Source organism: Bradyrhizobium sp. SOJA106 (genome assembly GCF_059448745.1).
In genome coordinates this window covers 6,720,961-6,746,559 of the sequence record NZ_CM182549.1, presented here as the reverse complement: position 1 = coordinate 6,746,559, position 25,599 = coordinate 6,720,961, and the positions used below count along the sequence as shown (strand labels likewise).

The 25,599-nt window shown below is 64.3% G+C and carries 20 protein-coding genes and 2 pseudogenes; 10 read left to right on the top strand and 12 right to left on the bottom strand.

The features are described from left to right. Positions 1-78 precede the first annotated feature (78 nt). Positions 79-315, top strand: a pseudogene (locus tag AC5V87_RS31830) (amino acid ABC transporter substrate-binding protein); the annotation flags it as partial. 29 nt (positions 316-344) lie between these two features. On the opposite strand, the gene AC5V87_RS31825 reads toward AC5V87_RS31830, so the two are convergent. The 4 genes from AC5V87_RS31825 to AC5V87_RS31810 all read right to left on the bottom strand — a co-directional run bounded on the left by AC5V87_RS31825 (position 345) and on the right by AC5V87_RS31810 (position 4,989). Beyond that, the gene (locus AC5V87_RS31825) at positions 345-1,520 is read right to left on the bottom strand and encodes a YncE family protein (RefSeq protein ID WP_495368853.1); all 1,176 of its coding nucleotides are present in this window, start codon (positions 1,518-1,520) and stop codon (positions 345-347) included. A 288-nt stretch (positions 1,521-1,808) separates the two neighbouring features. Beyond that, on the bottom strand, positions 1,809-2,882 hold the full coding sequence (locus tag AC5V87_RS31820) for a hypothetical protein (protein ID WP_495368852.1): 1,074 nt from the start codon (positions 2,880-2,882) through the stop codon (positions 1,809-1,811). Positions 2,883-2,952: 70 nt separating this feature from the next. After that, positions 2,953-4,443 carry a flavin-containing monooxygenase gene (locus tag AC5V87_RS31815; RefSeq protein WP_495368851.1) on the bottom strand — a complete coding sequence of 497 codons (1,491 nt, stop codon included), beginning with the start codon at positions 4,441-4,443 and terminating at the stop codon, positions 2,953-2,955. 96 nt (positions 4,444-4,539) lie between these two features. Further along, positions 4,540-4,989: a cupin domain-containing protein gene (locus AC5V87_RS31810; RefSeq protein WP_024339447.1), complete on the bottom strand. Its 450-nt coding sequence runs from the start codon at positions 4,987-4,989 to the stop codon at positions 4,540-4,542. Between the two features lie 188 nt (positions 4,990-5,177). On the opposite strand from AC5V87_RS31810, the gene AC5V87_RS31805 reads away from it, so the two are divergent. After that, a complete protein-coding gene (locus tag AC5V87_RS31805) occupies positions 5,178-6,203 on the top strand; it encodes an AraC family transcriptional regulator (RefSeq protein WP_495368850.1) in 1,026 nt (341 codons plus the stop codon). Positions 6,204-6,209: 6 nt separating this feature from the next. Here the strand turns inward: AC5V87_RS31805 and AC5V87_RS31800 are convergent. Then, a pseudogene (locus AC5V87_RS31800) lies at positions 6,210-7,731 on the bottom strand (PAS domain S-box protein). 180 nt (positions 7,732-7,911) lie between these two features. Beyond that, a complete protein-coding gene (locus AC5V87_RS31795; RefSeq protein WP_495368849.1) occupies positions 7,912-8,172 on the bottom strand; it encodes a cupin domain-containing protein in 261 nt (86 codons plus the stop codon). Between the two features lie 257 nt (positions 8,173-8,429). Between AC5V87_RS31795 and AC5V87_RS31790 the strand changes: the two genes are divergently transcribed. Continuing rightward, complete coding sequence (locus AC5V87_RS31790; RefSeq protein WP_456843146.1) at positions 8,430-8,945, top strand: hypothetical protein; 516 nt, start codon at positions 8,430-8,432, stop codon at positions 8,943-8,945. A gap of 176 nt (positions 8,946-9,121) precedes the next feature. Beyond that, on the top strand, positions 9,122-12,520 hold the full coding sequence (locus AC5V87_RS31785; protein WP_495368848.1) for an adenylate/guanylate cyclase domain-containing protein: 3,399 nt from the start codon (positions 9,122-9,124) through the stop codon (positions 12,518-12,520). Here the strand turns inward: AC5V87_RS31785 and AC5V87_RS31780 are convergent. Then, the gene (locus AC5V87_RS31780) at positions 12,505-13,419 is read right to left on the bottom strand and encodes a hydroxymethylglutaryl-CoA lyase (protein WP_495368847.1); all 915 of its coding nucleotides are present in this window, start codon (positions 13,417-13,419) and stop codon (positions 12,505-12,507) included. The two genes, AC5V87_RS31785 and AC5V87_RS31780, sit on opposite strands and share 16 nt — an antisense overlap. Further along, on the bottom strand, positions 13,416-14,609 hold the full coding sequence (locus AC5V87_RS31775; protein ID WP_456843149.1) for a CaiB/BaiF CoA transferase family protein: 1,194 nt from the start codon (positions 14,607-14,609) through the stop codon (positions 13,416-13,418). The genes AC5V87_RS31780 and AC5V87_RS31775 overlap by 4 nt, the downstream gene beginning before the upstream one ends. A gap of 144 nt (positions 14,610-14,753) precedes the next feature. Here AC5V87_RS31775 and AC5V87_RS31770 point away from each other — a divergent pair, with 144 nt between their 5' ends. From AC5V87_RS31770 to AC5V87_RS31760, 3 genes are read left to right on the top strand one after another with little or no spacing between them, the layout of a single operon-like run. Further along, on the top strand, positions 14,754-16,682 hold the full coding sequence (locus AC5V87_RS31770; protein WP_495368846.1) for an autotransporter domain-containing protein: 1,929 nt from the start codon (positions 14,754-14,756) through the stop codon (positions 16,680-16,682). Between the two features lie 40 nt (positions 16,683-16,722). Then, positions 16,723-17,928 carry an ABC transporter substrate-binding protein gene (locus AC5V87_RS31765; RefSeq protein ID WP_495368845.1) on the top strand — a complete coding sequence of 402 codons (1,206 nt, stop codon included), beginning with the start codon at positions 16,723-16,725 and terminating at the stop codon, positions 17,926-17,928. Positions 17,929-17,961: 33 nt separating this feature from the next. Beyond that, positions 17,962-19,500 carry an aldehyde dehydrogenase gene (locus tag AC5V87_RS31760; RefSeq protein ID WP_456843152.1) on the top strand — a complete coding sequence of 513 codons (1,539 nt, stop codon included), beginning with the start codon at positions 17,962-17,964 and terminating at the stop codon, positions 19,498-19,500. A 12-nt stretch (positions 19,501-19,512) separates the two neighbouring features. On the opposite strand, the gene AC5V87_RS31755 is transcribed toward AC5V87_RS31760, so the two are convergent. Both AC5V87_RS31755 and AC5V87_RS31750 read right to left on the bottom strand, forming a co-directional pair. Further along, positions 19,513-20,199, bottom strand: coding sequence for a helix-turn-helix domain-containing protein (locus tag AC5V87_RS31755; RefSeq protein WP_495368844.1), 687 nt, complete (start codon positions 20,197-20,199; stop codon positions 19,513-19,515). 89 nt (positions 20,200-20,288) lie between these two features. Next, positions 20,289-21,512, bottom strand: a complete 1,224-nt coding sequence (locus AC5V87_RS31750; protein ID WP_495368843.1) for a polyhydroxyalkanoate depolymerase — start codon at positions 21,510-21,512, stop codon at positions 20,289-20,291. Between the two features lie 160 nt (positions 21,513-21,672). On the opposite strand from AC5V87_RS31750, the gene AC5V87_RS31745 reads away from it, so the two are divergent. Continuing rightward, positions 21,673-22,329 (top strand): glutathione S-transferase family protein, encoded by a 657-nt coding sequence (locus AC5V87_RS31745; RefSeq protein ID WP_456843155.1) that lies wholly within the window; start codon positions 21,673-21,675, stop codon positions 22,327-22,329. A 283-nt stretch (positions 22,330-22,612) separates the two neighbouring features. Here AC5V87_RS31745 and AC5V87_RS31740 read toward each other — a convergent pair whose 3' ends face one another. Next, on the bottom strand, positions 22,613-22,837 hold the full coding sequence (locus AC5V87_RS31740; RefSeq protein WP_011089440.1) for a hypothetical protein: 225 nt from the start codon (positions 22,835-22,837) through the stop codon (positions 22,613-22,615). Between the two features lie 182 nt (positions 22,838-23,019). Between AC5V87_RS31740 and AC5V87_RS31735 the strand changes: the two genes are divergently transcribed. Continuing rightward, positions 23,020-23,376, top strand: coding sequence for a hypothetical protein (locus tag AC5V87_RS31735; RefSeq protein ID WP_495368842.1), 357 nt, complete (start codon positions 23,020-23,022; stop codon positions 23,374-23,376). Between the two features lie 9 nt (positions 23,377-23,385). On the opposite strand, the gene AC5V87_RS31730 is transcribed toward AC5V87_RS31735, so the two are convergent. Further along, entirely contained in the window at positions 23,386-24,489 is a 1,104-nt protein-coding gene (locus AC5V87_RS31730; RefSeq protein WP_495368841.1) for a mandelate racemase/muconate lactonizing enzyme family protein, read from the bottom strand. 169 nt (positions 24,490-24,658) lie between these two features. Between AC5V87_RS31730 and AC5V87_RS31725 the strand changes: the two genes are divergently transcribed. Continuing rightward, positions 24,659-25,492, top strand: a complete 834-nt coding sequence (locus AC5V87_RS31725) for a GyrI-like domain-containing protein (protein WP_495368840.1) — start codon at positions 24,659-24,661, stop codon at positions 25,490-25,492. Positions 25,493-25,599 lie beyond the last annotated feature (107 nt).

The window sequence follows — 25,599 nt, the reverse complement described above, 5'->3', positions numbered from 1 at the left end:
TGCGGCAGGCTACCAACAAATGCCCTTGCGTGGAACACCATAGCCATGGCAGTCACCGGCCTTGCACCGCAAACGGCGATCGAGGCCTTCGCGCTGTCGCGCGACCAGCTCAACAAGATGGCTCAGAAGATTCCGGGCACGCGGGTGCTCGACGAAACCTTCAAGAAGACGTTGACCGCCGTCGCCGTCCCGCTCGGCCACGGCCAGGCCTTGGCCTTCGTGACCACGTTCATGACGGACGCAACCACGAACGGCACGCTGCGCAAGGCCTATGACAATAATGGCCTGAAGGACGCGCCCATCCGGACGGAGTAGGGCAGGCAGGCCTGCGCCGCCCGCTGACTTTACGGCTCCGCGGTGCGAATGCCCGCGGGGCTCACCTGCAGCTTCAGCGTCGATGTCTTGGTCAGCGCCTTGCCGTCGAACGAGAAGGCGAGCAGCTCGTTCTCGACCATGCACTGCGCCACGACATGCTTGGAGTCCTTGGACCACACCGCGCCCTGACACCAATGGCCGATCTTGGCTTCCGCAACCGGCGTCAGATCGGTGCCCGAGATCCGGTAGACCTTGAGCAGGCCGAAATCGTTGAAGAAGGGCGAAGCCGACGGCTTGTTCGAGCCGTTCATGACGGTGACGGCGACGTGGTTGCCGTCCGGCGACATCTTGACCGCCTCAGGCGTCTGCCCGACGGTAACCGTGGTGACGACCCGGATTGGCTTGGCCGTCATGTCGATCAGGCTGATCGTGTCGTTGTCGCCGCTGCCGGTTCCGACATTGCCGACGACGGCCGCGGCGCTGCCGGCGAGGTCGATGTCGTAGGGGCGCACGCCTGCGGAGAGATCGCGCTTGGCGTACTCGACCTTGTTGCCGTCCACGGAGAGAAGCGAGATCTTGCTGTCGCCGTCGCGCGTGACCAGGGCGGTCGCGCCATCGCGCGAGAACACGGCGTGGCTCGGGCCCGACTTGGCGTCGCCGAGCTGGATCTTGCCGGCCGGCGCCAGCGCGTTGCCGCTGATGGTGAACACCGAGACCGTGCCTTCGCTGCGGTTCGCAACCAGCGCCAGCGTGCCTGCGCGGTTGATCGAGACGCCGGCCGCACCGGCGCCGGCCTGAAGCGTCGCGAGCACCCTTGGCGGTGTGGCCTTGATATCGATGACCGAGAGCTTGTCGTCGGGCATCGTCTTGGTGGGATCGGCCGGATCGACCTTCATGGCGCCTGTCACCAGCGCAAACGAACCATCCGGCGCGATCGCCACGCTCGGCGGTGGCCCGACGACGCTGGCGGGGGCCGGTACCTCGCCGAGAAGCTTCAGCATGCCATCGGTGAGATCGATGACGCTGACAGTATCCGGCAGCGGTTGCTTGCGCACCACGGCATTGCCGTTCTCCAGCACCATCTTGCCGTCATTGGCGGTGACGATGATCTCGGCCCGGCAAGTCACACTTGCGAGGCTGGCCAGGGATGTCGCGAGCAGGGCTGACGCGGCATGGTGTGCGCGGGTGCGAGATGCGGATTTCATGTTTTCCCCCGGGACCTGTTGTCGCCTGAAGCTAAATGCAACCGGGTCGATTTCGCAACATTCCACACCGGCATTTTTTGCGCCGTTGCATGGAAGCCGTTGCATGGAATAAATGTCGGTTTGATCATGGACCCGTTCGGCGGTGACCGGGACCACTGCCGGCACGGCGATGAAAATTAGCCCGCCTTGGCGAGGCGCCAGGCGGTCAGCACGTCCATCCCTTCTTCGCCAGAGCTGCCGGCGAGATCGAGAGCCCTACAATGTCCGGTCGCGGTTGCAACTGCTCCCTCAGCGGGGCTTGATCTCCGCGTAGTTCGCCATCGCGCGCTCGAACTTCCGGTTGAACAGCCACATCGCGGCGAGAATCTCGCGGAAGCTCGCCGAGGTCCGTGCTCGGTCGGCGTGCCCGAAGGCGAAGATGCTGTTGTTGCGCAGGTGCTTCATGACCGTGGGGCTGGACACCCGGTAATTCAGGAGATCGCCCGATTTGAGCGCGGACCTCGTCGGAGTAGGGACAATCTGGATCAGCTCGAACAGCTTCATCTGGTCGATCGGGTCGGGCAGCGTCTTCACGATGGCGGGGATCTCCCGGAACAGATCCGCATGCGCGTTCATCAGGCCGTCGCGGACATTGGTCCAGTGATTGAAGCGGTGATCGGTGCCGCGGGCGCGGGCCTCTTCCCTGTCGTCGCGCGCGCTCAGCTCGGGATCGAAGCGTGCGATCTCGCCCTTGATCGCCTCCCATTTCCTGCGGCCGTTGCGGTCCTCGGACGGGCCGGTCTGGAAGCTGCCCATATAGGTCTTCGAGCGCCCGTTGCGGACGTTCTGCTTGCCGTTGGTCTCGGCAAAGAACAGCCCGAGGCTGATGCGGCCCGCAGCTTCCGCGTGAACCGGCGCGAGCCCCTTGGCGCGGGCGATCGCAACCGCGAGATCGACGACGTCCTTGAACGGCGTCGGCGAGTTCTGCGCATCCGCCGGCGGCGCCTCCATGATATCGAACAGTTTTCCGTATTCCTCGATCAGCGGCTCGATGTCGGCATCGAAATAGGCCGGAGGGATCTCGAACTTGTTGGGCCGTCCGATCCGCGACGGCATGGCGTCAGTGAGATCCTTGTAGCTGCTGATCACGGCGACGCGCGCGAGATAGAGCGCCTGGCCCGGCAGGTTCGGCAGCGGCTGCTTCGCGTCGATCTGCTTGCGCCGCTCGGCGAGGATGGCCTTGAACTCCCCGAGCGCGCGCTCGTAGTTCGCGAGCGCCTCGGCTTGCCGCGTCGTCGGCGCGCCCGTCTGTGCAATGGCGGGTGCCGTGACGAAGAAGGCAACGGCCGCAAAGGCCGCGGCGGCAAGTCGTCTCGATCCCATGGCTGGTTCCCGTCGATTCGATGGCCAGGGAGATCGTAAGCATCAGAGGCGTGTAGTCGCAATTCTCCTCTCATGCCGCCCGGTAGTCCGGGGCCGTCGCCAGGAACTTCGCGTAGGCATCGGCATCCGGCGGCAGGAAGCGGCCTTTGAGCCCGCCGCGCTTCTGCACCTTCGCGCCGATATCGGCCATCAGCTCGTCGAAATGACGATAGTGATAGGGTGCGACACATAGGCCGCCATAGACGCCGGCAGCCGGCCGCTCGACGCGCCTGAAGTGCAGCATCATCTCGATGTTGTCCCGCATCTGTTGTGCCGTCGGCTGTTTCGCAAGCTGGCCGTCGGCATAGCGCACCAGCCAGTTCGCGGCCAGATCGGCGCAGAGCACGGTGCAGAACGAGGAGTTGAAGCCGACGAAGCCGAGCTCCGGCAGGTCCGGGTTGGCGATCAGGCGGTAGAGCCGGTACTGCCCGTCGGCGTCGACCAGTTTGTCCTGATAGGCCGCGGGCAGGAACGGCACGCCGAGCTTGTAGCCGATGGCGAGCACCGCGACATCGGCGCCGATCCGCTCGCCGCCGCTCATCACGATGGTGTCGCCTTCATAATGGTCGAACGTGCCGAACACCGCCTTGATGCGGCCGTCGGCGACCATCGGATAGAAGCCGGGCGTGGCGATCGGCACCGAGCAGTTGACGCCGTCCTCGATCCGCTCCTTCGGCACCATCTTGCACTTGCCGAGCTTGAGCTGCGCCTTGAGCAGGCTTTCGAGCCCGCGCCAGTTCGCCCAGACCAGTGGCGCGGCGGCGCGATGGGCAAGCCGCGCCATCGCGCTCGCGCCCCAGCCCGGGAACATCTCCTCCTGCGCGCGGATGTAGAGAATGCGCTTGAAATTCAGGAGCCCGCCGATGAAGTAAGGAATGCGCCAGACCGGCTCGCGCATCACGATGGTGACCTCGCGCGCACCTGATTTCACTGCGTTCACGGCAATGTCGGTCGCCGATTTCGAGCCGCCGAGCACGACGATGCGCCGGCCTTTCGCGAGCGTTGGATCGCCGTATTTCGACGAATGCAGGATCTGGCCGCCCTGGTCCAGGAAGCTGCCTTCGCCGTGGCAATGCAGCTCGCGCGGCTCGTTGAACTGCCCGGTGCAGACCGCGACGAAATCGAAATCCTCATTCGAAGTCGCGCTGTCTTTGCTCGTCAGGGTGAGCGTCCAGCCCGGCCTGCCATCGGCGCGCCGCGCCATGCCCGCGACCGCCGTGTTGAGGCGCAGCATGCGGTCGAGGCCGAAGCTTTTGGCGTAATCGGCGAGATAGGCGTGGACCTGCGGCCCGATCGGCCATTCCGGATAGGCGTCCGGCATGGCGCGGTCAGTGTAGCGATAGAGATCCTTCGGGCTCTGCGTCTGCACCTCAGGATAGGAGCGCGCCGGCTCCCAGACGCCGCCGAGATCGGCGCTCCGCTCGACGATGGTGACGCGGTGACCGCGGCTGGAGAACACCTTTGCGGCGGCAAGGCCGGAGACGCCGGCGCCGATCACGCAGACATGCTTGGGGCTGACCATGGGATTGCTCGATGTTTTATGCGCAAGCGGTCACGCTCGGCCGCAAGGTGCGGCCGTTCGGACCTGCAGCAGGTGAAAGTGGACGAACCGGCGACGCTAGTCGTTAGCCTCGGGTGGCAAAAAGTCGACCTCGTGCAGCGCCGAGATGCGCACGACTTCAGCCGGGTCGGTCAGATTGTGGAGCTGGTTGAACAGCGCCTCCAGCTTCTGCATCGGCGAGACCCAGAACAGCGCCCGGCACGGCTTGTCGGATTTGTTGAAATAGCCGTGGGGAATGCCGCGGGGCATGCGCACGAGGTCGCCGGCATGGGCCTTGACCCATTGACCGTCGAGCTTGAGGTCGAGCGTGCCTTCCTGCACCAGGATGAACTCGTCCTGAGTCGGATGGATGTGCACCGGCACGAACTGGCCGGGGTCGCTGTTGGTCTCGAACGCGAAGGTGGAGTCGGTGACGGCCTTGGGAAAGTAGACCTGGCCCAGGATGTTCCAGCTCTTGCCGCCATAGCCCGTGCCATTGGCGGTAATGCCCTTTTCGAGTGCAGTCATGGCTTGCTCCTCATGGATTCCGGCGGGGACGGAGCTTCGGTCAGCTATGGGCCGCCTGTCTATCCGCTAAACGAATCCGGATATGGCTGTTGCCATGCAGCACGACGATTTTGCAGGCGCGGCCCTTCTCGCGCCCGGGGAACTATTATAGGCTTAAAGCAATCCCGTGACGCGAAGCGTGGTCGACGATGTCCGCAGCCGTGCAGGAAACGAGCGCAAGGGCGGCCACAGCCGAACGGCTGGCGGATTTCGCCCGCGTCACCACTGACGATGTCGATGAGGCTGCCGAGCAGATCGGCCGCATCTTCTGTCCGCACGATCTCAAGCCGGCGCAAGCGCGCGCAACCGGCTTCTCCGCCCGGCACAATTGCGCGGCATTCGCAGGCTTTTCCATCAACTACGTCGCCTATGGCGGATCGGTCAGCATCGATCCCGGCTGCCTCGACCGCTTCTTCCTGGTGCAGATTCCGCTCACCGGCGGGGCCCGCATTCGTGCCGGCGCCTGCGAGCTCGAGACTGCGCCGGGCCGGACGGCATCGCTGTTGTCGCCGACCATTCCGGCCCGGATGGTCTGGACGGAGTGTGCGCAAATCATCCTGCTGCTCGACCGCCGCCTGGTCGAGCAGCGCGCTGCGGCCCTGTCGGGCAAGGCGGCGGGCACGGTCGAGTTCGATCCTGTGATCGACCTCGATGCGCCGTCCGGGCGCGACCTCCGCATGAAGCTCGATGCGCTGATGCAGCTCGCCGAGCGTCTCGGTCCCTCCGGCAGGCCGTCGCCGCTCGCGCTGGCCGATTGGCGCGAGGGGCTGCTCGATCATCTCCTCAATGGCCAGCGCCATGGCCTGTCGGATGCGATCACGACATTCTCTGGCCACGCGGAGCGTCTCCCGCGCACGCTCCGCGCCGCGCGCGACCATCTCGCGGATAATTCCGGCGAGCCGCTCGACCTCGCGCAGCTCGCCTGCACCTCCGGGATCGGTATTCGCGCGCTCCAGCTCGGCTTCCGCCGTCACTTCGGTGTGTCGATCTCGGAGATGCTGCTCGACATGCGCCTCGCTCGCCTGCACGCGCGCCTCTCGCAGGCTTCGCCCGATTCTTCGATCACCGAGATCGCCTTCGATCTCGGCTTCACCCATCTCGGCCGCATGGCCGGTGCCTACCGCCAGAAATTCGGCGAGACACCGTCGGCGACGCTGCGGCGAGGGATGAGCTAGGCGCGGTTATTTTTGCGACCGCGTCTTGGCGCGGTCTTCGGCGGCTTGCCTACGCAGAAAGCCCTCGACATCGGCCTGTACCGAATAGGGCGTCGGGATCGGATCGCCCGCGGAATCGAGTGCGGTGTCGAGCGAGCGGCGCAGCAGGCGCGCGAGCTCGGCCTTGCGGTAGGGTTTTGTCAGAAGCGGCGCGCCCATGGTGGCGCGTCCCTGCGCATGCAGGGAGTCGTAGGCATAGCCCGACGTGAACAGGACCCGCAGCGAAGGCCGCGCGGCAACCATCCGCTCGGCGAGCTCGCGTCCGTTCATGCCGCCGGGCATCACGATATCGGTGAAGAGCAGGTCGAACGGCGTGCCTGCGGCTGAAATCGCGAGCGCTTCGGCCGCGTTGAGGGCGGGGATGACCTTGTAGCCGAGGCTTTCGAGCTGCCCCGTGACGTATTGGCGGACGTCGCGGTCGTCCTCGACGCACAGGATGGTCTCGGTTCCGCCGACGATCTTGCGCTCGTCATAACTGGCCGGGCGAAGCGTGCTTGCCGCCGCCTTCGGCAGGTAGATCGCGAAGATCGTGCCGCGGCCTTCGGTGGAGGAGACCTTGATGCCCGATCTCGACCTTCTTGTCGAAGGTCGCCAGCAGCAGCGTTGCCAGCTCTTCGAGCAGCTCGTTGACGTCGATCTCGGCGGGCTGGAGCGCCTGCTTGCGCGCAAAGGACAGCAGGCTCGACGTCAGCACGGCGCCGCGGTCCGCCGCCTCGCTGATCAGCTTGGTGATGGTCGCAAGGGGCGGGTTGTCCTTCACGCCGTCGGCAAGGATCTCGATCGTGCCGGTGATCACCGTGAGCATGTTGTTGAACTCGTGCGCGATGCCGCCGGTGAGCTGCCCGACCGCCTCCATCTTCTGCGCCTGGATCAGTTGCTCCTCGGCGGCGCGCTTCTGGGTGACGTCCTTGACGAAAATGTTGATGACGCGCCGCGTCCCGACCTGGAGCGCCGTACTGGAGCCCTCGATCAGGATCTCGCCGCCGTTCCGGTGCAGCAGGATCGCCTCGAACCGGATGCCGATCGGCGTATGCGACAGTTCCGGCAGGAGACGCATCATGCGTTGCCGGAAGCCATGGCGGAACGGCTCGGCGATGAGGAGGTCGACGACGTCGGTGCCGAGCGCCTCCTGGCGCGACCATCCGGTCAGCGCTTCGGCCTGAAAGCTCCACTCCAGCACGACGCCGTTCGCGTCGGTCTGGATGAAGGCATCGAGCGCGGTCCTGATGACGGCTTGCGTTGCTTGCGCGTCGGCCTGCGCCTGCTCGGCCAATGCTGCGGCCGTGTGCTTTTTCTGCGACGTCTCGATCGCGCGTGCGCACAGCCGGGCAAGCACCACCGCCACGACGACGCTTGCGAGCAGGGCAATGATCTGGGCAATGCCGAAGCTGTCGGCGGCGCCGGTCACGGCATAACAGGCGAGCAGAGCGGCACTGGTCACGACGGCCTGCGTGGCGATCGCAAGTGTCAGAAGCCCCCTTAGTTTCATGCTCTCATACCAAAGACGCCAGAAGCTGACCGCCGCCCTGTGGACGAGCGCGGCATTACGCGAGCGACAGACTGCCCGCGTCTCTGTCGATGGTCAATTTGCGACGCCGGCGGCCGCCGGGAACACGGCGGCTGGCTCAACCTGGCGGCGAATCGGTCTGGCGCAGCGTCGTGACCCAGATCACGCGAGCCACAGCCGCAGGCTGCCGGAGAGGATGTAGCCGGCTTTCTCGCCGGTGTGCTGCAGGAAGTCCGTGCCGGGCGAGGCGCCGGGGTTGAGCGTGAGCTCATAGAGCTCAAGCTGGCCTTTGCGAAGGCTCGCCCGGCCACGTCGTGCAGGTCTGGGCCGAGGAGTGGTCGGCCTGACTGCGGGCTTCGCACGCGCTCCGGAAATTGTGACTGGCTGGAGCGGCAGCGAGCAGCGGTCTGTGAACCGCTTCATAGTCGATCCCTCACGATTTGAACTACGACTCCCGCAAGAAATTGCCGCACCCGAACCTGTTCGATAACACGGGTGAGTTGCAATACCTGCGCAGCCGCGTGCTCCGCAGCTTTGGATTGGCTCCTCGCCTTCGCGAGCAAGCCAGCCCCATCACTCAGCACAGCAGAAATTGGAATCAAGGGCATCGAGAAACGCGTCCCGGCAGATTCGATCTGGGGTCGGCCAGTAGGCTGCCAAGTACTCAGTAGGAGCCCCCCATGAAGATCAACAGCACAATTTCCAGCGCATTTTCCCTCACCAGGTACGTCGGCGGTGTTCGGATCGCCCGTTCCAGTCTGATCAAGTCGGCCCATGTCCTTGAAAGAATTGGGTTGGCAGCCGTTGGAGCCTCGTGCGGCCTCTATGTGGGTGCGACGCTGTTGCGTCAGAAAGGTGGACTGTTTGAAAGCGGCTGGATCGTGCTGATAACAATGCTGTACGGAGCGGTCAGCTATTATGTCGGAATTGACTTGTCCGGCAATGTCGCACGGCGGCCGAAATCGAGCATCTCGGAAGAATGGAACGGTTCCGAGTCGGCTGAAATCATGAGTGCGGCCGGAACGTTCGGCGCGGCGATCGCCGCAACTCTGTCCGTCAGCATTCTTGTCCTTGACCAAAATCTATCCAACGGTCTGATAAGCTTTGTCGCCGGTTTCTGGGCGGTTGGTTCTTCGCTTCAGGTTGCGGCAGGCACGATGTCACGCAGCCACGAAGCGCCAATGAACGAGCAATGAAGAGAGTGCGCCCACGTTCGCATCGAGCCGTGTTCCGATCGAAGCCTCATCGGTAACGAGTAACCTAATTTTCGCTAAACAAGACAAGGCGTGCCATCATAGTGCCGTTGGCATATTGTCTCGGCGCGGCCGTGGTCCAAGGGTCTGCTAATCGCCAGCCATCAGATGGGTGCGCTATGCAGATTGCGCAGTGGCTCGACAAGCTAGGGCTTGGGCAATACGCGGAGCGCTTTGCCCAGAATGGGATCGACGTCAGCGTCCTTCCCGAGCTGATGGACGAGGACTTTGACAAGCTCGGAGTCCTGCTCGGTCATCGCCGCAAGATGCAGCGTGCGATTGCCGACCTCGATCCTGCCGCATTGATCGCATCGCCGGCTCCTCCTCACGACGCCGAGCGACGCCACCTCACCGTCATGTTTTGCGATCTGGTCGGCTCGACCGCGCTCTCGGCGCGTCTCGATCCCGAGGATATGTGGGAACTGATCCGGGCCTACCGCGCCGCATGCGCGCGCGTCATTGCCGCTTATGACGGCAGGATAGCCAGGTTTGTCGGTGACGGAATACTCGTCTATTTCGGCTATCCGCGGGCCCACGAAGATGATGCGGAGCGCGCGGTGCGCGCAGGCCTCGACATCATCTCCGCCATTCGCCAGCTCAAGACAGGCGCCGGCGAACGGGTCGAGCTGCGGATCGCAGTTGCGACCGGTCTTGTGGTGGTCGGCGACCTCATCAGCGGAGATGCGTCGGAGGAGCACGCGACCATCGGCGATACGCCAAACCTCGCTGCTCGGCTTCAGAGCCTTGCAGAACCCGGGGTGGTCGTCGTCGCGTCATCGACGCGCCGGCTGCTTGGGGATCTCTTCACTTTTCACAATCTCGGCCGCCGCGAAGTCAAGGGAATAGGCGAACCCATCGCGGTGTGGGCAGTGGAAGGAGCGAACGCATCCGAGAGCCGCTTCGAGGCGGTCCGCGCCGCGCGCTCGATCGGCTTTGTCGGCCGCAAGGACGAGATCGAATTCATTCTCTCGCGCCAGCGCGAGGCCTGGCAGGGCCATGGCCAGATCGTCTTGATTTCCGGCGAGGCGGGAATCGGCAAGTCGCGCATCGTGGCAACGCTGTCCGAAAGTCCCTCGCTCGGGACCCACCGCCGGGTGCGATATCAGTGTTCACCCTACCATACCAACAGTGCGCTTCATCCCTTTGTCGCGCAGCTCGAGCGCGCCGCCGGAATCCGCGCGCAGGACACGCCAGAACAAAAGCTCGACAAGCTCGAGGCAATGCTGGCGCTTGGGACCCGGCAGGCCGCGCGCGCGACACCGCTGATTGCGGCTCTGCTTTCGATTCCAACCCCTGACCATTGCCCATCCTTAGGCTTGAGCCCGGCGCAGCAGCGGCGACAGACCTTTGCCGTCCTTCTCGATCAGCTCGAGGGGCTGGCGCGAGATCAGCCTCTGCTGATCATCTGCGAGGATTTGCATTGGGCCGATGCCACGACGCTCGAGCTGTTTGATCTCGCCGTCGATCGGATCAGGGCACTTCCGATCCTCGTGCTCATGACATCCCGGCCGGAATTCGAGCCATCCTGGTCGGGCCTTGCCAATGTCGGCCTGTTGCGGCTCGACCGTCTCGATCGGCAGGACACGCGCGCGTTGGTCGAGCAGGTGGTCGTCGGTCGCCAGCTGCCACGCGAGATGATGAAGCAGATCATCGACAAGACGGATGGCGTGCCGCTATTCGTCGAGGAGCTGACCAAGATGGTGCTGGAGTCCGGCCTGCTCGTCGAAGATGCCGGGCGCTATCGCCTGAACAGTCCGCTCCCGCCGCTTGCGATTCCCGCCACGCTGCAGGATTCGCTGATGGCGCGGCTCGACCGGCTCGCTCCGGTCAAGGAGGTGGCGCAGATCGGCGCCGCCATCGGCCGCGACTTCTCGTACGCGCTGCTGAAATACGTGGCGGGACGCGATGATCTGACGCTGGGCGCTGCGCTGGAACAACTCGAAGAGGCGGAGCTGCTGCTTCGCCGCGGGGCGCCGCCGGACGCAAACTATAGCTTCAAGCACGCCCTTGTTCAGGAGGCGGCCTACGAGAGCCTGCTCAAGAGCAAACGGCAGCTGCTTCACACGCGAATTGGCGAGGTCCTGCGCGATAAGTTTCCGATTGTCACCGAGACCGAGCCGGAGGTTCTGGCGCATCACTTCACCGAAGCGGGGCTGAGCGAGGTCGCGCTCGAATGGTGGCGCAAGGCGGGCCAGCAGGCGCTGAAGCGCTCCGCCTATTCCGAAGCGGTCGCGCATCTGGGCAAAGCGGTTGCGGCCGCTGACGAACTGCAACTGACTGACGACCCCCGCCGCATGATGAGCAGGCTGCATCTTCAAATCTTATATGGCCGTGCACTGAGGGGCAGCCTCGGACACAGCGCCCCCGAAACGATCGCGGCATGGACGCGTGCGCGTCAGTTCGCAGCCGACATCGATGATCCCGTTGAACTTGCGCCCGTTCACTCGGGTCTCTTCAATGCCTGCCTGACACACGGCGAACTCGCTCCGATGCAGGAGCTGGCGGATGCCATCAGGAGCGCCGCTGACCGGCGGCCGGACTCGCCGGTGGCTGCGATCGTTGCCCATTGGACAGGCGGCGTCACCTCCTGGTTCGCCGGCGATTACGTGAACGCGAGAGCGCATCTCGAGCAGGCGCTTGCCATCTATGGCGCCGAACCGGATCCCGGGACATTCAGGGCGTCGGCACTGGATCTGCCGTTCGTGATCATGAGATTCCTTGCCCTGGTGCTCTGGCCGCTCGGTTTTACCGCTCGCGCGCGCCAGCTCGCCGCCGACGCGGTGGGCGCTTCGGGAGAGAAACGGGCGCTTTCCCAGGCCAATGCGCTGGTCCATCGCGCCGTGTTCGACGGCGTATGCGGAGGCATGTTGCAGCAGACAGAGACGATCCTGGCGCTCGGGCTCGCGCGCGACCACACGATGCCGCTGTATGTGGCCGCGGGCACCTACCTGAACGGCCTCGCCAAGTGGCGTTCCGGTGAACGAATGGCGGGGCTGGCGGAGATGCGTCACGGCTGGACCTCGCTGCACGAGAACGATTGCTACCTTTGCGAGCCGTTTTGGGGGATGCATGTCGCCGTGGCGAATGCAGAGCTGGGCGGGGTCGAAACCGGGCTTGAAATCCTGAATGAACTGATCGCCGGGACCGGACAGTCCGGCCAGCATTGGCTCGATGCTGAGCTTTATCGCGTCCGCGCGAGCCTTTTGTCGCGCCGTGATTCTCCAGACGAATCCAGTGCCGAGGACGACCTCGAGCGAGCGCTGGAAATCGCGCGCCGCCAGCAGACGAAGACGTTCGAGCTGCGCAGCGCCCTTGGACTTGCCCGTCTGCGCAAGACAAATGGCCGAGCAGGTGCGGTCTCCGAAGTGCTCGCGCCCGTGCTCGCCGAGTTCGAGGCGGAGCGTCATCTTCCTGAATTGGTGGAAGCGAAAGCGCTGCTCTCGCAAGAGCATGAGCCACACGCCGCTTCCCTGACGGGTCGTGCTGGCGGCAGGGATGACGATTACGGAGCCGGATGAAGATCGCAGGCACGGCCGGCCTTGGCCACTTGTCCTGGAACGGGGTGTCCGACGATCGACGGCAACTCGCGCGACAATGCGATCAGGGCCTCGAGATCGAGGCCCGTATTCAGGCCGACTTCCTGGCAGAGATTGACCAGATCCTCGGTGCAGACGTTGCCCGACGCCCCTGGCGCGAACGGGCAGCCTCCGACTCCGCCGAGGGACGCATCGAAGCGAAGCGCGCCGGCCTCAAAGCCGGCCATCACATTGATGAGGCCAAGGCCCCTCGTATTGTGGAAATGCAGCGTCAAGGCGTTGCGCGGGACAAGGCTGAGCACCGATCTGACGCGCTGTCTCACCAGCTGCGGGTTGGCCACGCCCGTCGTGTCCGCGAGGGTGATGCCTTGCGCGCCAACCCGGAGATAGGCCTCGACCAGCCGGAGCACCTTGGCTTCGTCCTGCTCGCCCTCGAACGGACAGCCGAACGCGGTGGCCAGGGTCGCGTTGACCTGAAGTCGTCCGCCTGCTGCTGCACTCACCTCCGCGAGAGCCGCCAGCGAACCCTGAAGATCCATCCCCATGTTCGCGCGGTTATGGGTCTCGCTTGCGGACATCACGAAATTCACCTCGTCGACGCCTGCCGCCAGGGCGCGCTCGGCGCCCTTGAGGTTGGGTATGAGCGCAACGAAAGTCACCCCTTCACGCCGCGCGATCGAGCGAAATACGGCATCGCCGTCCGCAAGCCCAGGAACGGCTTTTGGCGACACGAAAGATCCGGCTTCGATCCGACTGAAGCCACAGGCGGAGAGCCGATCGATCAAGCCGATCTTGACATCGGTCGGCACCACGACGGGCTCGATCTGCAGGCCGTCACGCGGGCAGACTTCCTGAATGATGATGTCGGGCCCGTTGTTCATTGCACGACACCGCGCTGTCTCAAGTCATGCAGGTCTTGCTCGGTCTTGCCGAGCTCGGTGAGAATGGCGTCGGTATGCGCGCCGAGCTCAGGGCCGTTCCAGCGAATTGCACCGGGGGTCTTGGAGAGCTTCGGAACGACGCCGGGCATCTTCACCGGCACATTCCCAGGCAGCGTGGCCGACACGATCATGTCGCGCGCAAGATAGTGCGGATCATTGACGATGTCGGCCGCGGTAAAGATACGTCCGGCGGGCACACCGGCGGCTTCGAGCGCTTCGAGCGCTTCGGAAATCGTATGCCGGCGGGTCCAATCCGAGATTGCCTCATCGAGTTCGGCCGCGCGCCCCACGCGTCCGTCGTTGGTTGCGAGCGCCCGATCCGCGGCAAGGTCGGATCTTCCGATCGCATTCATCAGCCGCTTGAAGATCCCATCGCTGTTGCCGGCGATCACGACGTAACTGCCATCGCTCGTCGGATAGGTGTTGGATGGGCTGATGCCCGGAAGCGCGCCGCCGCTGCGCGAGCGCACATGGCCCATGAGGTCGTATTCCGGAACGAGACTCTCCATCAGATTGAAGACGCTCTCGAACAGCGACACGTCGACGATCTGTCCGTTACCGCCGCCGGCCCTGACGTGCAGCAGCGACATCAAGGCGCCGATCACCGCGTGCAGCGAAGCGAGGCTGTCGCCGATGCTGATGCCGGTCCGCGCTGGCGGAGATTGAGGATCTCCCGTCGTATGGCGCAGCCCTCCCATCGCTTCACCGACGGCGCCAAAGCCGGGCCGGTCGCGGTAGGGGCCGGTCTGTCCGTAGCCTGAGATACGCACCAGCGTCAGCTTCGGGTTGAGTTCCGAAAGCACGTCCCAGCCCAAGCCGATCTTCTCGAGCGCGCCGGGCCGGAAGTTTTCGATGACGACATCGGCCTTGGCCGCGAGTGCCTTCGCGATTGCGACGCCGTCAGCCGATTTGAGATCGAGCGCGATCGACTTCTTGTTGCGCGATTGCAGATACCACCACAACGAGGTGCCCTCGTGCAGCTTGCGCCACTTCCGCAAGGGATCACCCTGTCCGGGCTGTTCGATCTTGATCACGTCGGCGCCGAATTCTGCGAGCAGCCGCGCGGCAAAGGGCGCAGCGATCAGCGTGCCAAGCTCGAGAACGCGAATGCCGGCAAGTGGACCGTCCATCTCTGGCCTCCCATTCCATGCTGTCTCCCCCGAAATCTCCTATAGAAGATTTCTCTTTTATGATAGAAAATTTCTGCTAGGCTCTGTTGAACAAGGCGCACTCAAGACGCCCATTCGGGACGAATACGCCAAGAGGAGGCGACCGTGAGACTGACATCGGCGATGACGGCCGCAGCATTGCTGCTGGCCGCGGGAATGCCTGTTGCCCCTGCGCGGGCGCAGCAGCTCGGTACGATCTACGGGTTCGGCGATAGCCTGCTCGACGTCTCACGAAACTGTCCGATCGCGTTTCCGCAATCGGCGCCTTACGGCGCATGCGGAAACGGACGTGGCTCGTTGCAATGGCTGTCGATGCTGACGAGCTACAGCTTTAGCAAGCCGAACGACTATGCCTACAACGGCGTCGGCAACGGCGTATTCCCCGCGTTCAACGGCGGGCCCACCGTCGCCCAGCAGGTCGCCGCGTTCACGAGCGCAGGCGGAAGCTTCCAGCCGAACGATCTGATCGTGATCGGCGGCATGCCGAACAACTCGGCCGCACCCTTGCTGGGAATTCTCGACTCGAACGGGCTTCCCTACACGCCGCAAACGCTGTCGGCGGCGACGCTGTCAAAACAGTACGACAACATCGCGCAACTGATCAAAGCGGGCGGGCGAAATTTCGTCGTCGAGAACATGTTCTCCTCGTCGACCTACAATTTCTATGTGATCGGCGGCTTCTATCCGCTGGGGCCTCCCTATGCGTTTCCGAACATTCCGGGAGCCGCGACGTTCTTCGGCCTGGCGAACGCCAATCTTGCGAGCACGCTGGCGCCGCTCGCAGTGCCCGGCGTTCGCCTCCACGTCATCGATCTCGCTGCGATCTACACGAAGGCCTACACTGATCCGGCCAGCCTCGGCTTCAAGACGGGGACCGCCTGCATCTTCGACGGCAATTGCCTCACGGCGTCAAAGGACGTGCAGAACCAGCATTTCATGTTCGACCTGCATCCGACCGATGCCGGTTATGCGGTAATCGCGCGCTATGAGGCCAATCTGCTCGCGGCGCAGGACGGGCTCGCCGCGCAGGCCGACATCGCCCAGCTCACCGCACAGAATTTCTCAAATTCGGTCTTCTCACGGCTCGACGCCTTTCGTGCCAACGATCCGCGCGTCACCGGTGGACCGTCTCAGGCCCACGCATCCATGGACCGGCCCGGCATCAGCACGAAGGCTCCGGGACGGCTTGCACCCGAGCTGCCGCTGTCGGTCTATCTCGCCGCCGCGTATGGCAGCGGCAGCCGTGGCGACCGCTTCGGCGCCGACGGCAATGCTGTCGGTTTCGACTATACGCTCGCGGGCGGCACCTTCGGCGCGGACGTCAAGCTCGATGCCAACATCCGCGTCGGCGGCGCGCTCAATTACACCAATCCGGTCGCCAATCTGCATGGCGGCACCGGCCATCTCGATCTCGACAGCTACCAGGTCGCAGGCTATGCGTCCTTCAACTATCCGCATCTGCTGACCGACATCGTCGCCACCTACGGCTACAACAATTATCGGATCGATCGTCCCGGGGTCGTCGATACGATCCGCGGCAGCACGCGGGGCGACACTTTCACTGCCGGCTTCAAGTCAGCCTATCTGTTCGACGTCGGACGCGTGCGCGTCGGACCGCTGGTCGGGCTGCTCTACGACTACACCAACGTCGATCCCTACACCGAGACCGGCGATCCAATCGTCACCCAGTTCGTGGCGCGGCAGAAGCTCGAAGGCCTGACCGGCAGTGCCGGCGTGCAATTCCGCGCGCCCTTCGCTGTCGGCGCCCATGCCATCAATTCCTTCGTCAACCTGACGGCCGAGCACGATTTCCTCGGCGGCGCGCGCACGCTGCTGGCAGCTGAAACAGCCGCCCTCGCGCTGCCGATCTATACCGTGGTGGCCGGCAATCCCGACCGCACCTATGGCAAGGTGGTGGGCGGTGTCTCGACCGCGTTGGCGGGCAATGTCGCGGGCATGTTGACAGCCGCGAGCACGTTCGGAAACAGCAATCCGCAATTCGCCGTGCAGGGCGCGGTGAAGATCGCGTTCTGATGATGGGAATCAACATCCGCCATCCACTTGGGAGGAGATCATGATTGTGTCACTGCTTCGCGCGGCGTCTATCTCGGTGCTGCTCGGCGTCGTTCCTGCCGCAGCGTTCGCCGAGGATGCACCGTTCCGCATCGGCGTGATCGACGACATGTCGGGGATTTATTCCGGCAATGGCGGACCCGGCACGGTGCTCGCGACCAAGATGGCGGTGGAGGATTTCGGCGGCAAGGTGCTGGGCCGCCCGATCGAAGTGGTCTCGGCCGATCACCAGAGCAAGCCCGATATCGGCGCGGCGCTGGCGCGCCAATTCATCGAGCAGCAGGGCGTCAGCGCGATCATTCCCGGTGGCGCGAGTTCGGTTGGGCTGGCCGTGCAGGCGATCGCCCGCTCTTTGAAGAAGACGACGCTTGTCAGCGGCGGGTACGCCTCGAATTTCAGCGGCGACGGGTGCTCGCCCTATGGCACGCAATGGGCGCCGTCGACCAGCGAGCTGTCCAAGACGATCGCCAAGGGCATCGTCGATGCCGGCGGCAACAAATGGTTCTTCATCGTCGCCGACTATGTGTTCGGCAAGAACCTGGCGTCCGACGCCGGCGAGACCGTGAAGGCCGCCGGGGGCCAGGTTGTCGGGCAGGTGTTGCATCCGCTCAACGTCACCGATCTCGCCTCGCAGCTTCTCGCCGCGCAGGGGTCCGGTGCCGAGGTGATCGGTCTTGCCAATGCCGGTCCCGACCTCGTGCTGGCCATCAAGCAGGCGAAAGAGTTCGGCGTCAGCGCCAAGCTCGCGACCATGCTGGTGTTCGAGAACAACGTCACGGCGCTCGGCCTGTCGACCGCGCAGGGCCTGCGGCTCGCTGCGTCCTTCTACTGGGACTTGAACGATGAGACGCGCGCCTGGTCGAAACGCTTCATGGCCCGCAGCGGCAACGCCGTGCCGACCATGGGTCATGTGCTCGCCTATCTCGCCACCACGCATTACCTGAAAGCGGTGGCCGCAATCGGCAGCGACGAGGCTGCGCAGGTGCAGGCCAAGATGCTGCAACAGCCGATCGAGGGCAATCTGATCCAGCATGCGCATATTCAGGCCAACGGCCGCGTCGTGTCGGACATGCACATTTTCGAAGTCAAAAGCCCGCAGGACTCGAAGGGCCCCGCGGACCTTTACAAGCTGATGGCGACCTTGCCGGGCGATGGCCTGTTCGTGCCGGCCGAGAAGAGCGGCTGTCCTTACCTCGCGGTGAGGTAGGACCGGGACATGGATGGAAGTCGAGGTTACCACATGAATGCGGAAGGCTTATCGGCCTCGTCAGGCGGGGCGCAAGCTGATGCCGCGCCTCAGCTCGAGGCGTTCAAGATGTACATCGACGGCGAATGGTGCGAGTCGGCGTCGGGACGCTGGCTGGAGAGCAAGAACCCCTATACGGGCAAGGCCTGGGCGGTGATCCCGCGCGGCAATGCGCAGGATGTCGATCGCGCCGTGCAGGCCGCCAATCGTGCGTTTGTCGGCGGGACCTGGGCCCGCATGCATCCGAGCGATCGCGGCCTGTTGCTGCATCGCCTCGGCGACTTGATCGCGGCCAATGCGGAGCGTCTGGCCGAGCTGGAAGTGCGCGACAACGGCAAGCTCAAGGTCGAGATGCTGGGGCAGATGAGATATCTGCCGCGCTGGTTCCAGTATTACGGTGGGCTCGCCGACAAGATCGAAGGCCGGATGCCGCCGACCGACAAGAAGGGCATGCTGCACTACGTCTCCTACGAGCCGGTCGGCGTCGTCGGCGCGATCACGCCGTGGAATTCGCCTCTGCTGCTCACCGTCTGGAAGCTCGCGCCTGCGCTCGCCGCCGGCAACTGCGTCGTGATCAAACCCTCCGAATACGCCTCCGCCTCCCTGCTCGCGCTGGTGGAGCTGTTCGAGCAGGCCGGTTTTCCCAAGGGCGTGGTCAATGTGGTGACCGGGCTCGGCTCAGAAACGGGCGAGACTCTGGTCGAGCATCCCTTCGTCGACCGGATCGCCTTCACCGGCGGCAATCTGGCAGGCCGCACCATCTATGAAGCGGCGGCGCGGCAGTTCAAGCGCGTTTCGCTCGAACTCGGCGGCAAATCACCGAACATCGTTTTCGGCGATGCCAGCATCGAAGACGCGGTCAAGGGCGTCATCTCCGGGATATTCGCCGCCAGCGGGCAAACCTGCATGGCGGGCTCGAGGCTGCTGCTGCATTCCTCGATCCACGATGTCTTTCTCGCGCGTCTCGTCGAGGTGATGAAGGCAGCCCGCCTCGGCGATCCCAACAGCCCCGAGACCGATGTCGGACCGGTTGCGACCGAGCAGCAATTGCAGAAGGTGCTCGACTACATCGAGCTCGCCAGCGCCGAGGGCGCGCGCTGCGTGCTCGGCGGCCGGCGCGCGAGCCGGCCCGAATGTGGCGACGGCTGGTTCGTCGAGCCGACCATCTTTGCCGACGTCACCAACGATATGCGAATCGCGCGCGAGGAGGTGTTCGGACCGGTTCTGAGCGTGATCAAATTCGATTCCGACGACGAGGCGGTGGCGCTCGCCAATGACACGCCGTTTGGCCTCGCTGCGGGGCTCTGGACCACCGATCTCGCCCGTGCGCTTGCGCTGCCGAAGCGGCTGCGGGCGGGCACGGTGTGGGTCAACGCCTATCGCGTGGTGAGCTATCTGTCGCCCTTCGGCGGCTTCAAGGAGTCCGGTCTCGGTCGCGAGAACGGGCTCGAGGCGATATACGAATACTTGGAGGCCAAGAGCGTCTTCATCAATCCGACGCCCGCGATCTCCAATCCATTCACGTTGCAGTAGCAGAGAGCCGGCTCAGACCCGGCGGCGGCGGATGACAAGATAGTAGGCGCACGGCGTTGTGCCGGCGTTGATGAAGCGGTAGGGCTCGCGCACGTCGAAGTAGAAGGAATCGCCGGTCCCGAGCACGTAATTGGCCTCGCCCATCTGCACCGTCAACTCGCCCTCGTGGACGACAAGATATTTCTCGGTCGGGGCCTTGTAGGGCGGCAGCTCGCCCGAGGATTCGCCCGGCGGAATCCGGTGCAGCAGGAATTCGAGGTCGTTGTCGAGGTGCGACGGCGACAAATTGTGACGTTCAAAGCCGGTCTCGGGGTCCTTGAAGGCCAGGCGATTGGCCTTGCGGATGACGGCAACCTGGGCGGCATCGGGCTCGGCACCCATCAGGGTGGACATCGAGACGTTGAGCCCCTTTGCGATCCGGACGATGATCGCCAGCGTCGGGCTCTTCTCGCCGCGTTCGACCTTGGACAGCATCGCGCGGCTGACGCCGGATTGCGCCGCAAATTCTTCCAGGGTCAGGCCGGCCTGCGTCCTCAGCCGTTTCACGCGGCTGCCGAGCTCGACGATCAGCGCATCGTCGCCAGCGCGAACGGTCCGCGCCGAGCCCTTGGATTTCGGCGGAGCTTTGCGGGAGATGGCGGCCTCGCTTGCGGGCCCTTCCGAAGTCTTTTGCCGTCGTGATGGCGATCTGTCATGCATGCGGCCCATAATCTCAGAGTTCGGGCTGCCTCACAAGGTTGTATGGCGCCGCAGCGCGCCGGACAGAATGCACACCCTGCTGCTTCCCTTTACGAATTAACGTGCACGAAGTCCCGCAGCAGCGGATAGATCTCGTTGTTCCAGCGCTTGCCGGAGAACACGCCGTAATGGCCGACGCCGGCCTGCATGTGGTGGACGCGGCGATAGGCGCGCACGCTGGTGCAGAGGTCTTGCGCGGCGAGCGTCTGGCCGATCGAGCAGATGTCGTCCTTCTCACCCTCGACCGTCATCAGGCCCATGCGGCTCACGGCTTTGGTGTTCACCGGACGCCCCCGATGCATCAGCTTGCCCTGCGGCAACAGATGCTCCTGGAACACGTCGCGCACGGTCTCGATGTAGAACTCCGCAGGCAGGTCCATCACCGCGAAATATTCGTCGTAGAAGGTCTTGATGCTCGCCGCCTTCTCCTTCTCGCCCTTGGCGATGTGGTTGGCGAGATCCATGTGCTGCTTGATGTGGCGCTCGAGATTCATGGAGACGAAGGCGGTGAGCTGCACGAAGCCGGGATAGACCTTGCGCAGCGCGCCGCGGCATTGCACCGGCACGTAGTTGATCAGGTTCTGCTCGAACCAGTCGATCGGCCTGCTCTTGGCGAACTCGTTCACCCTGGTCGGCTGGATCCGCGTGTCGATGGGGCCGGCCATCAGCGTCAGTGTCGCCGGACGTGACGGGTGATTGTCCTCGCACATGATCGCGGCGGCCGCGAGCGCAGAGACCGACGGCTGGCAGATCGCGACCATATGCGGGCGCGGACCGAGCTGTCCCAGGAAGTCGATGAGATGCTCGGTGTAGTCGTCGAGGCCGAAGCGGCCCTCCTTGCGCGGAATGTCGCGCGGATTGTGCCAATCGGTGATGTAGACGTCGTGGTCCTGGAGCAGCGTCTTCACCGTGCCGCGCAAGAGCGTGGCGAAATGGCCGGACATCGGCGCCACCAGCAGCATGCGCGGCTGTTCGGGCGCGCCATCCTTCTTGAAATGCAGCAGCGAGCCGAACGGCGTCCCATAGGCGATCTCCTCGGTGATGCCGATCTCGCGGTTGCCCACCATCACGCTGTCAATGCCGTAGGCCGGGCGGTCATAGGTGAGGGTGGCGCGCGAGATCAGCTCCAGCGCCGCCGAGAGCCGGCCGACCACCTGATCCGACAGGCCCTGCGGCACCAGATTGAGGAATTTGAGCGCGGACGAGGCCCCCGCCCGCCACGGCGCCGTCAGGTCCATATGGTTCTGGAAGGCCTGATAATACATCGACATCATACTGAAAGCCCGGTTGCCCCCTATTGCTATGCAATATCGACGCCAAGCGGGACGCGGCCGTCCCCGAAATTGGCACGTCGCTTGCTGCTCTTTTCGCGGCAAGCACAGGCAATGCGCACGCCCGCGCGGTGCCCGCGATCAGGCGTGAGGGAAGGGCTCTATGGCGAAGGCGACACTGACCATCAGCAGCAAGAACTATTCGTCGTGGTCGCTGCGTGGCTGGCTGCTGGCGAAATTCTCCGGCCTCGATTTCGAGGAGATCGTCACCGCACCCGACGATCCGTCGGCGCGCGCGGAGATCCTGCTGCTGTCGTCCTCGATCCTGGTGCCGTGCCTGCGGCACGAGGGCGCCACCGTCTGGGACACGCTGGCGATCGCCGAATATCTCAACGAGGTGATGCCGGATGCTGGCCTATTGCCTGCCGACCGTGTCCAGCGCGCGCATTGCCGCTCGATCTCGGGCGAAATCCATTCCGGCTTCACGACGCTGCGCGCCTCGCTGCCGGTCAATCTGAAAGGGCACTTCCCCGGCTTCAAGATCTGGTCACGCGCGCAGGCCGACATCGACCGCGTCTGGTTCATCTGGCGCGACTGCCTGGAGAAATCCGGCGGGCCGTTCCTGTTCGGCGAGCGGCGCAGCATGGCGGACGCCATGTACGCTCCCGTGGTGACGCGCTTCGTCACCTATGACGTCAAGCTCGAGCCGCAGCTGAAGGCCTATGCCGATACCATCATGGCCATGCCCGAGATGCAGGAATGGATCGCGGCGGCGCGGGAAGAGCCGGCCGAGATCGAGGAGCTCGAGGTCGAATATTAGGCAGGAGCGGCGGCGCCCTGCCTGTTTTGGGGGCGAGGGCCAAGCTACCGCCCTCTGGCGGTCATGTCCTTGAAGCCGTTAACGTTTGGCGCCTGCCATCAGCTCGGCGGTGCCTACGCGTTGCGCAGATGTTGTATACCGGTTCGGGCTGAATGCGACATCTAGCCGTGAACAGCTGCGTACGGAACCTTTCAGCTGATTCGGACGTGATTCGTTCGGGCCGCGTTCCGTTGGTTAAAAACGGAGCGCGGCCCCGTTGCGTTTTGAGACAGGCGCGGTCCGGTCAGGCCACGCCGCTATGCTTCACGCGTGGCAGGCGCCAGCCGATCACGGTGGCTTCCACCGCGATACCGGCCTCATGGTTCTGCCAGCGTCCCTCGACGTAGCGGCAGGCGAACGGCAGTTGATACGTTCCGCTGTGGTCCTCGCACAAGACTTCAACCGGCAGGCCGGGTGGCGGTTCTCCGGCGCCGTCGAATTCCGCCAGACGTCTATCGCGCGTTGCCATTCGAAAAATCTCCCCTAAACAAAGCCGCGAAAGAGCGCCCACTTCCTCCGCGCGCGGATCATCGTTCCCGTCCGAGGGAACAGACGTAAGCTCAACGCGAGAATGCGGTACGAGTGTGGTAGCGTCCCGCGGCCGCGCGCAAACAGCGCACATTGACGTGATCGATTTGATAGGAACCTTTCATGCTGCATCGAAATGCCGGCGTTTGTTTCGCGATCTTGCTGCTCGCCGCGCTGGCGATTGCGCCGGCCGGCGCGCAGGACGTGCCCGGTATCGAGATCTGCACAGTCGAGAAGAGCATGGAGCGGCGCACCAGCTGCCTGCAGAGCAATGTCGACTTCCTTCAGAAGACGATCACCAAGCTCATCCTCGATCATCAGCAGAAGCTCGATGCGGCAAATCGTCAGATCGACGCGCTGAAGACGAGCCTCGCCGGCCTGCAGAAGACGCTCGGCGATCTCCAGGCCGCGCAGAGCAAGATCGCCGAGGATGTGACGAAGAAGCAGGACGCACCGCCGCCGAAGGATGCGGCGAAATAGCCGCCGCGATCACGCTAAGCGATAGCGTTCGATCACCGCGCGATCGGGCTCATAACCAAGTCCGGGGCCAGTCGGCACCGCGACATGACCGGTGGCATCGGCATCAGCGCGGCCGCCCCAGAGGCAGGCCTCGCGTTTGAGATAGAACATTTCGATCAGCCCGTCGTCGCGGGTCGCCAGCAGATGCAGCGTCGCCAGCAGGCCGGGGCCAAAGTAGGGAGAGTGCGGGACGATCTTGACACCGAATTGGTCGGCCGCTGCGGCGACCTTGCGGAATTCCGTGATGCCGCCGACCTTCGTCACCGACGGCTGGGCGTGGCTCACCGCGCCGGCGTTCATCATCTGGCGGAATTGATATTCGGTGCAGGCATTCTCGCCGGCGGCGACGCCGAGCCCGCCCTGGCTGCGCACGTCGGCGAGCGTGGCGAAGTCTTCCGGCGGCCAGACCGGCTCCTCCAGGAACATCGGCCGTGCGTCCGCGCATGCCCTGGCGAACGCGATCGCCTGTTCGCCTGAGAGCGGACAGTTCATGTCGACCATCAGCGGAATGTTGGGGCCGATCGCCTCGCGCGCGGCGAAGACTGCAGGCGTCGTGGTCTCGTGCAGCTTGATGGCGCCATAGCCGAGCGCGAGCGCCTTCCTGCATTCGCCGGCGATGTTCTCGGGCGAGCCGATCCGCAATAGGCTCGCATAGGCGGGAATGTTCGCGCGCCTGGTCTCGCCGAGCAGGCGATGCAGCGGCACGCCCTCGATCTTCGCAGCGAGGTCCCACAGCGCGATGTCGAGACCTGAGATTGCGAACATGGTGATGCCGTAGCGGCCGAACAGATGCAGATTGCGCTGGATCTGCTCCATCGCCGCCGGGATGCCGTCCGCATTGGGCACCTTCAGCCCGCGCGCCTGCGGCGCGATCATCTCCTCGACGGCGCTGCGCGTGGTGCGCGGACAGACATAGGCAAAGGCATCGCCCCAGCCGGTCAGCCCGGCATCGGTCGTGACTTCGACCAGCACCATGTCGAGCGCGGAGATGGCGGAGGCGCCCTGGCGAAAGCTCGCGACGCCGGCGTCATAGGGGATGCGGATATGGTGCGCCCGCACATCGGTGATTTCCATGACGCGGTTCCCCTTTCTGGTGAGCGGTTTCAACGAGTGTAGCCGTGAACACGATGACGTTGCCAGTGGCTATTCCCGGACTATCCTCATGTGGGGACAGCAATGCCGATCAAGCGGGGCAGCGGTGACCGGTGCACCATCGCCACGCTTCGAATGAGAGCCGTAACCCATGAACCCAGCCCAGCGCGCGCTCTGGTACATCGAGAGTCATCTCGCCGAGCCGATGACGCTCGACGAGATCGCCGCGATCTCAGGCGTGTCGCGGTTCCATATCGTGCGCGCGTTTGCCGCAGCCACCGGCTTGCCGGTGATGCGCTACGTGCGCGCACGCCGGCTGACGGAGGCGGCGCGCAGTCTTGCGAACGGCGCGCCGGACATTCTCAGCCTGGCGCTGGAGGCGGATTACGGCTCGCACGAAGCCTTCACCCGCGCGTTCCGCGACCATTTCGGCACCACGCCCGAAGCAGTCCGGGCCGCGACATGTGTCAGCCACCTCAAGCTTCAGGAGCCGATCCTCATGGATTCCACCATGCTCGACCATCTCGCCCCGCCGCGTTTCGAGACCGCAAAAGCCTTCCTCGTCGCCGGTCTCGCCGAGCGCATCGCCTGCGACAACGGCGCCATGATCCCCGGTCTGTGGCAGCGCTTCAATCGGGAGGTCGCCGACATTCCCTCGCGCATCGGGAACGTCGCCTACGGCATCTGCTGCAATGGCGATGATGCCGGCAATTTCGACTACATCGCCGGCGTCGAGGTCACCGATTTCTCCGACCTGCCGCGCCGTTTCGGTCGCATCCGCATTCCCGAGCAGCGTTATGCGGTGTTCACGCACAAGGACCACGTCGCCTCGATCCGGCGCACCGTCAATACGATCTGGAATCAATGGCTGCCGGCCTCTGGTCTGAAAGCCGCGGACGCGCCGAACTTCGAGCGCTATGACGAGAAATTCGATCCCGCGACCGGCCATGGCGGCTTCGAAATCTGGATACCGGTGCGAGAGTAACACGCAACGCTGGCATACCGTCCCGCTTGCTTGGCAAGCCCGGGTGACTTTGCCATAACCTCAGGCAAACCTTGCATGAGGGGCCGAGGCCGGACATCCCGTGCAAG

Excerpts from the sequence above, each read along its gene's own strand:
- AC5V87_RS31780 (WP_495368847.1), bottom strand. The coding sequence starts at position 13,419 with ATGAACAACGGGCCCGACATCATCATTCAGGAAGTCTGCCCGCGTGAC.
- AC5V87_RS31825 (WP_495368853.1), bottom strand. The coding sequence starts at position 1,520 with ATGAAATCCGCATCTCGCACCCGCGCACACCATGCCGCGTCAGCCCTG.
- AC5V87_RS31775 (WP_456843149.1), bottom strand. The coding sequence starts at position 14,609 with ATGGACGGTCCACTTGCCGGCATTCGCGTTCTCGAGCTTGGCACGCTG.
- AC5V87_RS31765 (WP_495368845.1), top strand. The coding sequence starts at position 16,723 with ATGATTGTGTCACTGCTTCGCGCGGCGTCTATCTCGGTGCTGCTCGGC.
- AC5V87_RS31760 (WP_456843152.1), top strand. The coding sequence starts at position 17,962 with ATGAATGCGGAAGGCTTATCGGCCTCGTCAGGCGGGGCGCAAGCTGAT.
- AC5V87_RS31755 (WP_495368844.1), bottom strand. The coding sequence starts at position 20,199 with ATGCATGACAGATCGCCATCACGACGGCAAAAGACTTCGGAAGGGCCC.
- AC5V87_RS31740 (WP_011089440.1), bottom strand. The coding sequence starts at position 22,837 with ATGGCAACGCGCGATAGACGTCTGGCGGAATTCGACGGCGCCGGAGAA.
- AC5V87_RS31820 (WP_495368852.1), bottom strand. The coding sequence starts at position 2,882 with ATGGGATCGAGACGACTTGCCGCCGCGGCCTTTGCGGCCGTTGCCTTC.
- AC5V87_RS31750 (WP_495368843.1), bottom strand. The coding sequence starts at position 21,512 with ATGATGTCGATGTATTATCAGGCCTTCCAGAACCATATGGACCTGACG.
- AC5V87_RS31745 (WP_456843155.1), top strand. The coding sequence starts at position 21,673 with ATGGCGAAGGCGACACTGACCATCAGCAGCAAGAACTATTCGTCGTGG.
- AC5V87_RS31810 (WP_024339447.1), bottom strand. The coding sequence starts at position 4,989 with ATGACTGCACTCGAAAAGGGCATTACCGCCAATGGCACGGGCTATGGC.
- AC5V87_RS31815 (WP_495368851.1), bottom strand. The coding sequence starts at position 4,443 with ATGGTCAGCCCCAAGCATGTCTGCGTGATCGGCGCCGGCGTCTCCGGC.
- AC5V87_RS31730 (WP_495368841.1), bottom strand. The coding sequence starts at position 24,489 with ATGGAAATCACCGATGTGCGGGCGCACCATATCCGCATCCCCTATGAC.
- AC5V87_RS31785 (WP_495368848.1), top strand. The coding sequence starts at position 9,122 with ATGCAGATTGCGCAGTGGCTCGACAAGCTAGGGCTTGGGCAATACGCG.
- AC5V87_RS31725 (WP_495368840.1), top strand. The coding sequence starts at position 24,659 with ATGAACCCAGCCCAGCGCGCGCTCTGGTACATCGAGAGTCATCTCGCC.
- AC5V87_RS31795 (WP_495368849.1), bottom strand. The coding sequence starts at position 8,172 with ATGAAGCGGTTCACAGACCGCTGCTCGCTGCCGCTCCAGCCAGTCACA.
- AC5V87_RS31735 (WP_495368842.1), top strand. The coding sequence starts at position 23,020 with ATGCTGCATCGAAATGCCGGCGTTTGTTTCGCGATCTTGCTGCTCGCC.
- AC5V87_RS31790 (WP_456843146.1), top strand. The coding sequence starts at position 8,430 with ATGAAGATCAACAGCACAATTTCCAGCGCATTTTCCCTCACCAGGTAC.
- AC5V87_RS31805 (WP_495368850.1), top strand. The coding sequence starts at position 5,178 with ATGTCCGCAGCCGTGCAGGAAACGAGCGCAAGGGCGGCCACAGCCGAA.